The following is a 13,986-nucleotide window of genomic DNA, read 5'->3' as shown; positions in this document are numbered from 1 at the left end:
AGTGATGCTTTCATAATTGTTGAAAACATTTGTTGTCAAGGTTCAGTTTTTGGCTACGAGTTTTATTTTCGTAGCAAGGTTCAGTTTTTGGCTACGAGTTTTATTTTCGTAGCAAGGTGCATTACAGAATTTAATCCCGCATAGTTACTGAGATAATCCACAGCTGGAATTTAGTTTTTCATTTAAGTATGAATTTTTAAATTCTACCTTGCAAGAGTATTAGAATGTAGAATTTACTTTTTCATTCAAGCCGTCTAACTCATCACTGGAAGTAACGAGAATGCGACGCGCAGTTATTCAATTTGAGTTATTCTGAATACCCCCTCTGTCAAGCTCTGTAAAGCTCTGAAAGTTAGCTGGTTGTTTGCTCCAGCTAATAATTAAGGAACATGAAAAGGATGCCATATTATTGCATGCTCCTTTCCAAATCTCTTTGTTCCATCCAGTCCTCAAATTCATCCCGACGGATCCTAACCCGACTGCCAACTTTTATTACCGTAAACTTTCCTTTATCCGCCCATTTGTTGATCATGCTTCTGCTGACCTTTGCCAGATAGGAAGCTTCATCAAAAGTAAGATACTTTATATTTCTATTGCTTCCCCGTATTCCGGTTTGTGATAATTTCTTCCGCCGGAAATTAGCCAGAACAATATTCTGTTCCTGTGCAAGTTCTTCATAATGCTCAGAGCATGTTTTACAGTGGTCAAGAGCAAATTTTTTTACTTTTTTTCTGAAATTAAGTAAAGAATCGGGTTGCCTATACATAGTTTTCACTTTCAAAAAATAAAAAAATTTGTGTTTTTGAAAGCGACATCTTGCATATACTATTAGCAGACAGTATACTAAGTACAACAAAGCGGTTTCGAAAAATGAAAAAACTTCAATTTTTGAAAGTGGGTGACTAAATGAAAACAATCACGAGAGCAAAATATCTCGATAGAATCATTGAACTGAATGGCACTCCTGACATCAAGATCATCACGGGTATTCGTCGATCTGGTAAGTCTAAACTGATGCAGGCATATATTGCGTATCTGAAAAACAACTTTGAAAACATCAATATTATCTTCATTGACTTCATGGATTTAGCATATGAAGAAATCAAGGAATACCATGCCTTACACTCCTATGTGGAAGAACATTATCAGGAAGGCAAAACGAACTACCTGTTTGTAGACGAGGTTCAGATGTGTCCCAAGTTTGAGCTGGCAATCAACAGCCTGTACTCTAAGGGAAAATACGACATCTATGTAACAGGCTCTAATGCTTTCCTGTTGAGTGCGGATCTGGCAACTCTGTTTACCGGACGCTATATTGAAATTCATGTGTTTCCTTTCAGCTTCCAGGAATATTGCCAATATTATGATGATATCAGTGACAAAGATAAGCTCTTTGATGAGTACGCTATCAAGGGCGGTTTAGCAGGTTCCTATGCTTATAGAACCGAAAAAGACAGAACAAACTATATCAAAGAGGTCTACGAAACTATTGTTACAAGGGATTTGGTACAGAAATATAATCTCCCTGACACTTTGGTTTTACAACGTCTGAGCGAGTTCCTTATGGATAATATCAGCAACCTGACTTCTCCTAATAAGATCAGTCAGCTACTGACAGCAAATGAAACTCCAACCAATCATGTAACCGTCGGCAAATACATTAAGTATTTGTGCAATGCTTTTGTATTTTATGATATTAAGAGATACGACATCCGAGGTAAGAAATACCTTGAAAGCTCTGAAAAGTTCTATTTGTGTGACAGCGGTATTCGATATGCAATACTGGGGAGCAGAAATATGGATTATGGCAGAGTATATGAAAACATCGTATGCATCGAGCTTCTTCGCCGTGGATATGATGTTTATGTCGGCAAGCTTTATCAAAAGGAAATCGACTTTGTTGCTCAGAGAGGTAGCGAGAAGTTTTATATTCAGGTCAGCGACAACATTTCCGGGCAGGAAACATTTGAGAGAGAACGCTCTCCTCTGCTTCAGATTCGAGATGCTTATCCGAAAATGATTATTGCCAGAACCAAACATCCCCAATATAGCTATGAAGGAATCCAAATTCACGATATAACCGATTGGTTACTACAAGAATAAATAAGGCGAAATATCTCCGTCATTCTCTTTTGAAATGTTGGATACTTTGCAATAATACAGTAACCATAGATACTGATTCCTTCGGCACTAGCTTCTGCAGCCTTCACAGATACCGGAATCACGCTCTCAAATATCGGAATACTGGTTCCGTATTGTTCCAAGAGATCAATAACATGAAACCAGATATTGAGGAACTGCGCAGAAAATATATGGATAATCCACCTGAAGGCATGACGTCCATGGACATTCGCCGTATGAGCGAGGATGAACTTCTGGATATGGATTATTTCCTAAATGAGGATGAATTGGATGATTATTTTGGCGAAGAAGGTTTCTACATCTTTTAATACCAGTAGGTAGTGTAAAATAGTTTGTGTTTTTGGTAAAAAATAACTCCTTTTTGGTAAGAATTCAGATATGACAATTCTTATCGAAAAGGAGTATTTTTTATGGCAGTTGCAAAGGAACAAATTCGACAGATTATCTCAGAAAACAACATTAATACTTAAATAGTAATCAAATTCCATATATATTTTTTATAAAATAGAAACGACAGGTCCGAAATCCTTGAGTTTTAAGGCTTTTCGTCCTGCCGTTTTTCATTTTCATAGTCAAGTGGATAAAATCATCCGCTTCGCTATGCAGCTCTACACCGAATAACTGCTCCGCAGGGAACTTACTTGATTCGGTTAAATTTTGCGAAATTATAATCCCACTCGTCCCTATCAGGAAGCTGCTTACAGATTCTTAATTCGTTCAATTGCTTCCAGTGTATTCTCATGTGTTCCAAACGCAGTGAGACGGAAGAATCCCTCACCATGAGCACCAAATCCTGAGCCTGGAGTTCCTACAATGTTGGCTTTTTCAAGGAGATAGTCAAAGAACTCCCAGGAAGTCATCTTATCAGGTGTTTTCAGCCAGATATACGGAGCGTTTACGCCACCGGATACGGAATAGCCTGCTGATGCCAGACCTTCGTAGATGGCTTTGGCGTTGCTCATGTAGTAACCTACCTGTTCTTTCAGCTGTGCTTTTCCTTCAGGAGAGTATACAGCCTCTCCTGCACGCTGTACGATATATGGCGCACCATTAAATTTTGTGCCATGACGTCTTGCCCAGAGACTGTGGAGATCTACACCGTCACGAACCAGATCCTTTGGTACAACTGTAAAGCCGAGACGGACACCTGTGAAACCTGCATTTTTTGAGAAGCTGCGCAGCTCGATGGCGCAGGTTCTTGCTCCTTCGCACTCATAGATGCTGTGCGGTACATTTTCTTCGGAGATGTATGCTTCGTATGCTGCATCATAGATAATTACAGAACCGTTTTTATTTGCATAGTCTACCCATTCCTGAAGCTGCGGTTTGGTGATCGCACCACCGGTTGGGTTATTCGGGAAGCAAAGGTAGATAAGATCCGGTACTTCTTCCGGGAATTCCGGAAGGAAGCCGTTGGATGCTGTACATGGCATATAGATTACGTTATCAAAGTTGCCACGTTCTTTGTTGTATTCTCCTGTACGGCCTGCCATTACGTTTGTATCTACATATACTGGGTATACAGGGTCGCACACTGCAATCTTGTTATCCAGTCCGAATATTTCCTGGATATTTCCGGAATCGCTCTTTGCACCGTCAGATACAAAGATTTCGTCTGCTTCAATGTCACAGCCTCTGTCTTTGTAGTCATTCTTTGCAATGGCAGATCTTAAGAATTCATAACCAAGATCAGGTGCATAACCATGAAATGTAGCTGCATCACCCATTTCATCTACAGATTTATGAAGTGCCTCAATGATCGCCGGAGCCAGAGGCTGGGTTACATCACCGATTCCCAGTGAGATCACGTTTGCCTGTGGGTTGGCTTCTTTATATGCTTTTACTTTTTTTCCAATTGTGGAAAACAGATAGCTTCCCGGTAATTTCAGATAGTTGTGGTTTACTGTTACCATGTTTGATTTCCTCCCTGGCATGTTTCGCAGTTTTTATATACCTGTCTACAGCAGGCTGCTGCTTTGCCTTTCCATTTCTATTTGTGTCTTTTCTGCAAATATATTTTATTCGAGTTTTATTATACTTAATTATTTAATAATGTAAAGTCTCAAAGTGTTTTCTGAGAATAATTTTTAATATTAACATTACTGTTCACTGATAATATCCCGCGAGGTGTTTTTTGTGAGCGAAGGTCACAGAAAACCCGAGACATACTGTGCGAATTTATGCGATTAGCATAAATTAAGTTTGCGAAGCAAACGATACTCCTTGGGCATTGCACAAGGAGGTTCATATTTCCTGCATCGCAAAGCGTGTTGCTGTGAACAGAGTGAACAGTAACATTTTTTACCCCGGGCATAATGTCCGGGGTGATTTATTTTATTTGCGCTTCTCTACTTCTTTCATTAGTGTCTCGCGGACGCTTGCAGGATTTGCCTTGCCTTTCATCTCTTTCATGATCTGACCTACAAAGAAGCCCATGACTTTATCTTTACCTCCCAGAAGTTCTGAAAGTGGTCCGGGGTTAGCATCCAGGATCCTGTTGATGGTTTCTTCCAGAAGTCCTGTGTCTTCTACAATCTTCAGACCATGTTCCTCAATGTAGGCTACAGGATCAATGTCTTCCTCAAAGACTTTCTCAAAGACTTTTTTGGCATTCTGAGGACTGACTTCGGATTTTTCTACCATTACCAGAAGATCTGCAAGATGCTTCGGTGAGAAAGATACCTGTTCCGGATCCATAGCTTTATCTTTCGTCAGACGGAGTACCTCACCCATAAACCAGTTTGCTGTCTTCTTTGCATTTCCGTAGATTGCTGCTGTTTCTTCAAAAAGACCTGCAAGATGGCGGGATTCTGTAAGGATTCCCGCATCGTATGCCGGAAGTCCGTACTCTTCCTGATAACGGGCCTGTTTCACTTCGCGAAGCTCCGGCTGTTCCGCTTTAATCTTTTCAATCCATGCATCAGAGATATGGATTGGAGGCAGATCTGGATCAGGGAAATATCTGTAGTCTTTGGCATCTTCCTTGGAACGCATGGCGTAAGAATATTCTTTGTTGTCATCCCAACGGCGTGTCTCCTGTGTAACTGCCTTGCCTTCTTCGATCAGTTCGATCTGACGTTCTCTTTCGCCTTCGATTGCTCTGGCAATGGCTTTGAAAGAGTTCAGGTTCTTCATCTCTGTTCTGGTACCGAATTCTTCTGCTCCCACTTCACGGACAGAAAGGTTAACGTCTGCACGCATGGAACCTTCCTGAAGCTTACAGTCTGATACACCCAGATACTGCATCATACAACGGAGTTTTTCAAGATAGGCGATTACTTCCTCAGAGCTTCTCATATCCGGCTCGGATACGATCTCGATCAACGGGACACCGCTTCGGTTATAGTCTACCAGGGAGCAGTCTTCCCATTCATCATGAATCAGTTTACCTGCATCCTCTTCCATATGCATTTCATGGATGCGGATTTTCTTTTTGCCTGCAGAGGTTTCAATCTCTACCCATCCGTCATGACAGATTGGCAGATATAACTGAGAGATCTGATAGTTCTGTGGGTTGTCCGGATAGAAATAGTTCTTACGGTCAAATTTGCAGTACTGATGGATCTGGCAGTTTGCTGCAAGACCTGCTTTCAGGGCAAACTCTACTACTTTCTTATTTAATACAGGCAGGGAACCCGGCATACCTGTGCAGACCGGGCATGTATGTGTATTGGGTGCTCCTCCGAATTCAGTGGAGCATCCGCAGAAAATTTTTGTTTTTGTTGCAAGTTCTACATGGACTTCAAGTCCTATGACTGTTTCGTACTGTTTCATTATCTGGTGCCTCCTTCTCCTGGCACGGCAAAGGAGCCGCGGCTGGTTTCATAGGCGTGTGCTGCACGCAGGATTTTCTTTTCCATGAAGCAGTCCCCAATCATCTGGATACCGATTGGGAGACCTTTGCTGTCTTTTCCGCATGGAACTGTAATTCCCGGAAGACCGCAGAGATTGACTGCTACTGTGTAGATATCTCCAAGATACATGGCAAGGGGATCTTTTAAGCTTTCACCGATCTTCGGTGCTGTAAATGGAGATGCAGGTGCAAGGAGCACATCATATTTGCCAAATGCCTGGTCAAATTCTTTCTTGATCAGGGCTTTTGTGCGGAGTGCCTTCAGATAGTATGCATCATAATAACCGGAGCTCAACACGAAGGAACCAAGCATGATACGGCGTTTTACTTCCTCACCAAAGCCTGCTGTTCTGGTCTTTTTGTACATGTCATGAAGACCTTCATATTCTGCTGCACGGAAACCGTACTTCACTCCATCGAAACGTTCCAAGTTGGAACTTGCTTCTGCACTGGCGATAATATAATAAGCCGGAATCATGTATTCCATGGTTTTGATAGAGAAGAATTCTACTTCTGCTCCCAGTTCTTTCAGCGTATCAAGAACACCCATAAAAGATGCTTTTACTTCCGGATCAAGTCCCTCTGCCAGATATTCTTCAGGAACTCCGAATTTCATCCCCTTGATATCTCCTGTCAGTTCTTTGGCGAACTGAAGATCTTCTCTTTTCATGGATGTGCTGTCTTTTGTATCATGTCCTGCGATGATCTCCAGAAGAGCTGCACAGTCAGATACGTCTTTTCCTACAGGTCCGATCTGATCCAGGGAAGATGCATAAGCTACAAGACCATAACGGGATACTGTTCCATAGGTTGGTTTAATTCCGGTTACACCACAGTAGGAACTTGGCTGACGGATAGATCCGCCTGTATCTGAACCAAGTGCCAGATAAGCTTCTCCTGCTGCTACTGCTGCACAGGAACCACCTGAAGAACCGCCTGGTACATGTTCCAGATTCCATGGGTTTCTGGTGATGCCGTAAGCGGAGGTCTCTGTTGTACTTCCCATGGCAAATTCATCCATGTTTGTTTTTCCGATAATGACCAGTCCGGCTTTTTCCAGACGGTCAATGACTTCTGCATTATACTGAGGCACAAAATTCTCAAGAATCTTTGATGCACAGGTAGTTTTCTTTCCATTAATACAGATATTATCTTTGATCGCGATCGGTACGCCTGCAAGAGGACTGGTATAAGTACCGTCCTCGATGCCTTTTTGTACTTCTTCTGCACGTTTGTATGCTTCTTCTTTATATGTGTCAAGATAAGCGTGTACTTCTGAATCCTGTTTCTCAATCTGTTCAAAAACAGTTTTTACTCCATCCAGGACGCTGACCTGACGCTGTTTTATTTTTTCCCCAAGCTGCAGGGCTGTTAATTTTTCCAACTCCATTGTCCTGTCTCCTATCCTATGGTTTTCGGAACCTGATACTGTCCTTCTTTTGCCTTCGGTGCATTTGCCAGCATTGCTTCTTTGTTGTCTCCGTTTGTGACAACGTCCTCACGAAATACGTTTTCGTCCTGGAAAATATGGGACATAGGCTCTACTTCCGATGTATCCAGTTCATCCAGTTTCTCTACATAATCAAGCATTTTCTGCATTTCAGCTTTTGCTTTTTCCTTTTCTTCTTCCGAGAGGGAAAGCTTGGCCAGGATGCAGACATTTTCCATTGTTTCATCATCTATGATCTTTGCCATGATTTTCTCCTTATATATACTGCCTGTAACATTCTATATTGCTTTTATTTCCGACTTCTTATTTACGGTTCCAGACGGTTCATATCTCGCGGGAAGAGACAGGTTTCACGAACATTCTCTTCACCGATAAGCTGCATGGTCAGACGTTCCAGACCGATTCCCAGTCCACCGTGAGGCGGCATACCATGTTTGAAGGTATCCAGATACTGTTCCATGCCTTCCTGCGTCATACCTCTGTCTTCAATTTTCTGTACCAGTATGTTGTAATCATGGATACGCTGTCCGCCTGTTGTGATCTCAAGGCCTTTGAATAACAGGTCAAAGCTTAAGGTAAATCTTGCGTCTTCCGGATCATCCATTGCATAGAATGGACGTTTCTTTGACGGATAATGTGTGACAAATACGAAATCTGAGCCATATTCTTCTTTGAAATACTGTCCAATCAGTGCTTCTTCTTCCGGCTCCAGGTCAAATGGATTTCTGATCTTACGGTTATATTTCTGTGATACCAGTTCCTTGGCTACATCGAAACGGACTGCCGGGATTTTGGATACATCCGGAATCTCAAGCTTCAAAATCTGTACTTCTTTTGCATATTCTGTTTTCAGAAGGTTCATGGCATACTGGAGGAATCCTGTTTCCATTGCCATAATTTCTTCGAAGCTGTCAATATATCCCATCTCGAAGTCCAGACTGGTGTATTCATTTAAGTGACGTTTGGTATTATGTTTCTCAGCCCGGAATACGGGGCCTGTCTCAAATACTCTGTCAAATACGCCAACCATCATCTGTTTGTAGAACTGTGGGCTCTGCGCAAGTACTGCAGGTTTGTGGAAGTAGCTGAATTTGAAAAGGTTTGCCCCACCCTCTGCTCCTCTGGCTCCGATCTTCGGAGTATGGATTTCTGTGAATCCCTGTCCGTAGAGATAATCACGGAATGCTTTTGTCAGTGCCTCCTGGATTTTAAATTTGGAACGCTCCTGAATATTTCTCAGGGAAATCGGTCTGTAGTTTAATTTTGCTTCCAGGGAAGTGTTCAGTTTCCATTTGTCGATTGCCATTGGAAGTGGCTCTGCCGGTGTTGATAAAATATCAATATGACGAATACGAAGCTCTCTTCCGTGGGGTGCTCTCTCCTCTTCATGCAGGATTCCTTTCACCCTGATCGTCATTGCTTCCTTCAATTCATGAATGGAAACATTTGCCATTTCATTTTCATAGACTGTCTGGAATAAGCCTTCCCTTCTTCTAAGAATGATAAATGCCACATCACCCATATTACGGATGCTGTGAACAGCGCCTTCGATTACGGCTTCCTGGTTCAGGAGATTATTACCTACGAGTTCCTCCCAGGTATTGATTTCTTTTTTCCATGTTCCATCCATAAATTCCATTTCCTCATCCTCCATTTCTTCATTTCTGAAAACCTTTGTGATATCTTCACTGGTTTCAAGTTCAAAAGGCTTTTCGTGCAAGCACAACGACTTTTTGGCTTAAAACCCTGGAATATCAAAAAGGCGTAATCAGAAAATCCGGAGACACTTATCCCCTGGACTCTCTGATTACGCCTTTGTAATCATTCTTCCTGTTATTATCTATTTTATGTTTGTTTGTGTTCTTTCTATATATAATATGATGTTAGGGTCAAAATATATTTTGCCTCTAACTTGATATGAACAAAAATATATTCTGTATATTACCACATATTCTGTCAAAATAATATCGTCATTTTTTACAAAATTTTTCCGATTATTTTCAGATGTTTTATTTAGTACATACGATAAATCAAATCTCATCATACATCAGCATAAGCAGCATCTGTGCAGTTTCTACCATATTAGTACCAGAATCCATACTGCATTTCTGGATATGTCTGTATGCTTCCTCTTCTGTCATCTGGTTTTTTTCCATCAGAAGGCGTTTGGCATTCGAGATATAATTCTGTTCTTTTTCTGATCTGGGCTTTGGTTTCTTTTTTTCTTTTTTGATCCGGCGTTCCAGATGATAGAGCATGTCATTGACCGTATCTATCAGTACGCTTGCTTTCATCGGCATCTGTACAGTGCTGACGGAATTCGGTGCTTCATCTATAATACGCTGAGAAGCCAGAAGCAACATTTCAAAATACTGTGGCAGGTTATCGAGAGCGTCTTTATAATAGGCATCTGTCAGCTTATACCCACATATCAGAACACCACTGTCAAGCTCTGAGATACTGGCCAGCGCATTAGAGACAGAGCTGCAGACAGAGGCTACTGTGAGCCCATGTCTGTTAAGTATTGTGCGGATTTTCTTTGCGTCTTCAATTTTCGGTAACGCAATCACAATGCTGCTGCTCATAACTCTGCCACTCCTATTTCTGTTACAGCCTGAGTTTCCGTCCACTGCTTATTGCTTTTTGCAACCTCTGCAGGGGACTTGTTTGATTTTGATCAAGCGGATGTTCGCAATCCGCTTCGCTACTTGCTCATAACCGAATAACTGCTTCGCAGTTTATCAGAAGAAGCTTCGCTCCTCCTGATACAAACAAGTCCCCACCCACTGCTTATTGCCTTTTACAATTTCTACAGGGGACTTGTTTGATTCGGTTAAATTCTGTATAAGTATTCCTCGATTTCCCAGGCTGAAATTTCTCTTGTATAGCGAAGCCATTCTTTTTTCTTGGCTGCTGCGTATTCTTTACAAAATTCTGTTCCAAGTACTTCTTTGATCCAGTCACTCTGTTCGAAGTAATCAATTGCTTCGTTCAAATTTCCCGGAAGATTTTCAATCTTCATTGTTTTCTGATCTGTTTCGGATAACTCTCTGCTGGAGGACTTAGTCGGATAAATCTTCTTATTGATTCCATCCAGTCCTGCTGCCAGACATACTGCAAATACCAGATACGGATTTGCTGCTGCATCCGGACTTCTCAGTTCGATCCTTGTCTCCATACCTCTGGATCCCGGAATTCTTACCAGTGAATTCTGGTTGTTCTTTGTCCATGTCAGTTCTGTCGGTGCTTCATAGCCCGGAACCAGACGTTTGTAGGAATTTACGATAGGATTGGTGATCAGTGCCATCTCTTTGCTGTGAGCCAGAAGACCTCCTACGAAGTAATAAGCTTCTTCGCTTAATTCCTGTGGATTTCCCGGATTGACGAATACATTTCTTCCATCTTTAAATAAGGAGAAATGAATGTGCATTCCGGAGCCGTTTACTTCTGCCCTTGGTTTCGGCATAAACGTCGCATGAAGTCCATGGCGTTTGGCAATGGTACGGACCGTCATCTTAAATGACATGATCCGGTCTGCAATCGTACGGACTTCACCGTATTTGAAATCTACTTCGTGCTGTGCAGGAGCAGTTTCATGGTGAGAAGATTCTACCTCAATCCCCATGTCTTCCAGATTTAATACAATATCACGTCTTGCGTTTTCACCCAGATCCACAGGACTGACATCCAGATATCCGGCCTTTTCATGTGTTACAGTAGTCGGAACTCCGTTATCATCTGTATGAAAAAGGAAAAACTCACATTCCGGATCTACCAGACAGGTGTATCCCTCCTTCTTTGCCTCCCGGGCGGTTTTCTTCAGGATATATCTCGGACTTCTCTCATGAGGGGTTCCGTCCGGACAATAGATATCGCATAACAGTCTGGCAACTTTGCCCTGCTGTGGTCTCCATGGGAGAATTGCAAAGGTGTCAAGATCCGGTCTTAAGTACATATCCGGTTCGGATTCTCCTGCGATTCCTGCGATAAAGGAACCATCTACGATACATCGGTTATCCAGTGCGCGGGGAAGTTCCCGGGCAGTTATGGCGATGTTTTTCAGCGTTCCGAACATATCTGTGAACTGGAGACGGATAAATTCCACGTCTTCCTCCTCAGCCATCTGTAATATTTCTTCTCTGGTATAATTCCCCATTTTCATTCACTCCTTGTCAGCATAGTTTCTGCTGTTTTTGCTTTCTTAATGATTCTTCGATACAGTTTTGTCCTGTCTGGAAGTTTTATAGATTCTTCTTATAATGATATAAAAAATGGCGCACTTTCTACAGTTACTTTTCTATAGAAAGAACGCCTTTGTTCATGTAGGCAATTATAACAACATGCTTATTTTTTGTCAACTGCTTATTTTTCGTTAATAAATCATCGACTCTTTCCATGTTACTGTGCGCTCCGATCTCGACAACACACTTTGTAGCTTACTTATAATCGCTATTTTGAGAATACCGCATCATTCCTTGAAAGAAGATATACGCAATACTGATTCATACTGATTCCCTCTCTCTGAGAATGTTCTGCCAGTAGTCTATGCAGGCTTCTTGGAATTCTCAGTTTAAACTGTCCGGAATAATCTTCAAGGCTATCCGGCTCATGGATTTCTACTCCTTCTTCTAATGCAGCTTCAAGCCATGCTTTTTTTGCATCCAGGGCATTTGAAATTGCACTTTCCACTGTTTCTCCGCAGGTAATGCAACCAGGGAGATCCGGATACGAAACTACGAATCCTCCTTCGGTTTTATCTTCTACAACTTCCATACGATAGGACATTGACATATAATCATTCAGCGTCTTCATGATTCTTCGCCTCACTTTCTACTATTTCCCTTACCATTTCTACATATACTTTCTTTATCGGCTCATGTTTTGGTATTGTAATAGGCATACATCCAGACTTTCTAAATGTATAATGACTGCTTCCACTTCTCGGAACATTCATTTCATATCCATAACTTTCCAATACTTTTCGCAATTCATCAAATCGAAGATCTTTTGATAAATTACATATACGTGTTATCAGTTTATCCCATTTTGACATTCTTATATCTCCTATTTACATTATATGTGGTATCGTATATGGTGTCAATCAATTTTTCTATGCCAAATTTGAAAAGGTTTCCGTATTCTCCGAAAGAAAAATACGCAAAATACAAATTCAAAAATACTGTCTTTTGTACTTAATCATAAAGGGAAATGGATGAGCCGAATGGTTCAAAAATTATTTTAGATATGTAGATATGCAAATTTAATGTAACAAAAGTATTATTTGCTGTGGATAATAGCAATATGTTCCGACTCAAATTATAAGCGGTTTTGCTTAGAAAATCAATAATCTTATTGTTAAAAAAACATCTACCATACTCTCATAGATAACAATGACAAAATATAAAATGGAAGTATATATAGTAACCTTTGCAGCCGGTTCTTTGCTGTATATATTATAATACTCTGAATCGGCATCCATATCCAAAGGAGAATACTAAATAATTCAAATTTATACGCTATCCAATAACAGAGCATCGGGAGTAACAACAAGAACATTCCAATAACTGACTTGCATTGTAATTTTTCTTTTAAAGAATATCTGAGCGGAAATCCTTTTTTAACTAAACGTAATTCATTTTGCACATTATAGCTGACAACATTCTGTCCTAATATCAATATAGAAAACAATAATACATACTCAATATATTTTCCCTCTATCTGCGATAATAACATTGTGATTAAAACAATCGCAAAATACTGATACATAATCTGTTTCTTTCTTCTAATAACACTAACCACCTCATAAACCATCAAAAAACGGTAGCGGTTGCCATAATATTTCTTCATCAGTCCCTTCATTTCTCTCTGATTATTTTGGAAAAACACTTCATCCTGTGTTTGCAAGACTGTATCATATTCCCTATTCAAAAAACCATATAACATCTGATTATATTGTTGAAAGAACGGGATAATTGCTTGATAGCTAAAATAAGGATATAAAATGAAATATAATCCGTAAATGATCAATAGTACACTGGCAACAAATACACTTCTATTAAAAAAGCAAATCATTACTACTGCTAACATACATATATTCGTAATATCCCGATATTTATATTGCGTCGATAAAACCGTATGCATATTGACGATTGGGTTACAGATCATAACCACAATAAACTGTCTCAAAACTATTCCCTCCATTGGGAAAGCCCAAAATAAAATCAACGCAACACACAACGTCAGTACCGTGCTTTTTCCTATCTTCTTCACTCGCCAAATATATGTTTTTTCTATTTTCCAAATATAAGTTTCAGGAAAAATACGCATTCTTGGTATTGTTCCAAACAAATTCATAAACAAGAAGCAGAGAATACCATACGGTATAAAAACAGCAATATCCATTCCATGGGTTGTCTGAATCATAGATTGTAATATAAGAATACATGGCACAATAGCAATCAGTATAAGATAAGCACCTATATTTCGTTTAATCATTCTAACTGCAAATTTGAATCTCTGTTTCAAAAGCAACTGATACATA

At 40.5% G+C, this 13,986-nt stretch carries 14 protein-coding genes; 3 read left to right on the top strand and 11 right to left on the bottom strand.

The genetic code is table 11. The annotated features are described in order from the left end of the window. Window positions 1-406: 406 nt before the first annotated feature. Complete coding sequence (locus tag ACESZG_RS10125; protein WP_373218084.1) at window positions 407-766, bottom strand: helix-turn-helix domain-containing protein; 360 nt, start codon at window positions 764-766, stop codon at window positions 407-409. 140 nt (window positions 767-906) lie between these two features. On the opposite strand from ACESZG_RS10125, the gene ACESZG_RS10120 reads away from it, so the two are divergent. Both ACESZG_RS10120 and ACESZG_RS10115 read left to right on the top strand, forming a co-directional pair. After that, window positions 907-2,103, top strand: coding sequence for an ATP-binding protein (locus tag ACESZG_RS10120; RefSeq protein WP_008704894.1), 1,197 nt, complete (start codon window positions 907-909; stop codon window positions 2,101-2,103). A 173-nt stretch (window positions 2,104-2,276) separates the two neighbouring features. Beyond that, a complete protein-coding gene (locus tag ACESZG_RS10115; RefSeq protein WP_008704896.1) occupies window positions 2,277-2,450 on the top strand; it encodes a hypothetical protein in 174 nt (57 codons plus the stop codon). A 390-nt stretch (window positions 2,451-2,840) separates the two neighbouring features. On the opposite strand, the gene ACESZG_RS10110 is transcribed toward ACESZG_RS10115, so the two are convergent. The 7 genes from ACESZG_RS10110 to ACESZG_RS10080 form a co-directional block, all read right to left on the bottom strand. Beyond that, the gene (locus ACESZG_RS10110) at window positions 2,841-4,055 is read right to left on the bottom strand and encodes an LL-diaminopimelate aminotransferase (RefSeq protein ID WP_118512443.1); all 1,215 of its coding nucleotides are present in this window, start codon (window positions 4,053-4,055) and stop codon (window positions 2,841-2,843) included. 421 nt (window positions 4,056-4,476) lie between these two features. After that, window positions 4,477-5,919, bottom strand: a complete 1,443-nt coding sequence (gatB, locus tag ACESZG_RS10105) for an Asp-tRNA(Asn)/Glu-tRNA(Gln) amidotransferase subunit GatB (RefSeq protein ID WP_026650061.1) — start codon at window positions 5,917-5,919, stop codon at window positions 4,477-4,479. Continuing rightward, window positions 5,916-7,385, bottom strand: a complete 1,470-nt coding sequence (gatA, locus tag ACESZG_RS10100) for an Asp-tRNA(Asn)/Glu-tRNA(Gln) amidotransferase subunit GatA (protein WP_347061817.1) — start codon at window positions 7,383-7,385, stop codon at window positions 5,916-5,918. Before gatA ends, gatB begins: the two co-directional genes overlap by 4 nt. An 11-nt stretch (window positions 7,386-7,396) precedes the next feature. Then, entirely contained in the window at window positions 7,397-7,690 is a 294-nt protein-coding gene (gatC, locus tag ACESZG_RS10095; protein ID WP_008704901.1) for an Asp-tRNA(Asn)/Glu-tRNA(Gln) amidotransferase subunit GatC, read from the bottom strand. Between the two features lie 62 nt (window positions 7,691-7,752). Further along, window positions 7,753-9,084 (bottom strand): aspartate--tRNA(Asn) ligase, encoded by a 1,332-nt coding sequence (aspS, locus tag ACESZG_RS10090; protein WP_347061819.1) that lies wholly within the window; start codon window positions 9,082-9,084, stop codon window positions 7,753-7,755. Window positions 9,085-9,475: 391 nt separating this feature from the next. Then, the gene (locus tag ACESZG_RS10085) at window positions 9,476-10,030 is read right to left on the bottom strand and encodes an ANTAR domain-containing response regulator (protein ID WP_118573040.1); all 555 of its coding nucleotides are present in this window, start codon (window positions 10,028-10,030) and stop codon (window positions 9,476-9,478) included. A 248-nt stretch (window positions 10,031-10,278) separates the two neighbouring features. Further along, window positions 10,279-11,601: a glutamine synthetase family protein gene (locus tag ACESZG_RS10080; RefSeq protein WP_008704905.1), complete on the bottom strand. Its 1,323-nt coding sequence runs from the start codon at window positions 11,599-11,601 to the stop codon at window positions 10,279-10,281. On the opposite strand from ACESZG_RS10080, the gene ACESZG_RS10075 reads away from it, so the two are divergent. Further along, the gene (locus tag ACESZG_RS10075) at window positions 11,544-11,705 is read left to right on the top strand and encodes a hypothetical protein (protein WP_368196844.1); all 162 of its coding nucleotides are present in this window, start codon (window positions 11,544-11,546) and stop codon (window positions 11,703-11,705) included. The two genes, ACESZG_RS10080 and ACESZG_RS10075, sit on opposite strands and share 58 nt — an antisense overlap. Before the next feature lie 189 nt (window positions 11,706-11,894). On the opposite strand, the gene ACESZG_RS10070 is transcribed toward ACESZG_RS10075, so the two are convergent. The 3 genes from ACESZG_RS10070 to ACESZG_RS10060 all read right to left on the bottom strand — a co-directional run bounded on the left by ACESZG_RS10070 (window position 11,895) and on the right by ACESZG_RS10060 (window position 13,985). After that, the gene (locus ACESZG_RS10070; RefSeq protein ID WP_008704906.1) at window positions 11,895-12,257 is read right to left on the bottom strand and encodes a type II toxin-antitoxin system HicB family antitoxin; all 363 of its coding nucleotides are present in this window, start codon (window positions 12,255-12,257) and stop codon (window positions 11,895-11,897) included. Next, window positions 12,241-12,498 (bottom strand): type II toxin-antitoxin system HicA family toxin, encoded by a 258-nt coding sequence (locus ACESZG_RS10065; RefSeq protein ID WP_025579462.1) that lies wholly within the window; start codon window positions 12,496-12,498, stop codon window positions 12,241-12,243. The genes ACESZG_RS10070 and ACESZG_RS10065 overlap by 17 nt, the downstream gene beginning before the upstream one ends. A 314-nt stretch (window positions 12,499-12,812) precedes the next feature. After that, window positions 12,813-13,985: a hypothetical protein gene (locus ACESZG_RS10060; RefSeq protein ID WP_025579460.1), complete on the bottom strand. Its 1,173-nt coding sequence runs from the start codon at window positions 13,983-13,985 to the stop codon at window positions 12,813-12,815. Window position 13,986 lies beyond the last annotated feature (1 nt).

The sequence above is a fragment of the Blautia sp. Marseille-P2398 genome (assembly GCF_964240315.1).
GTDB lineage: Bacteria > Bacillota > Clostridia > Lachnospirales > Lachnospiraceae > Blautia_A > Blautia_A wexlerae.
Note: the sequence above shows the minus strand (reverse complement) of the source record. Positions and strands in the feature narration are given on the sequence as shown.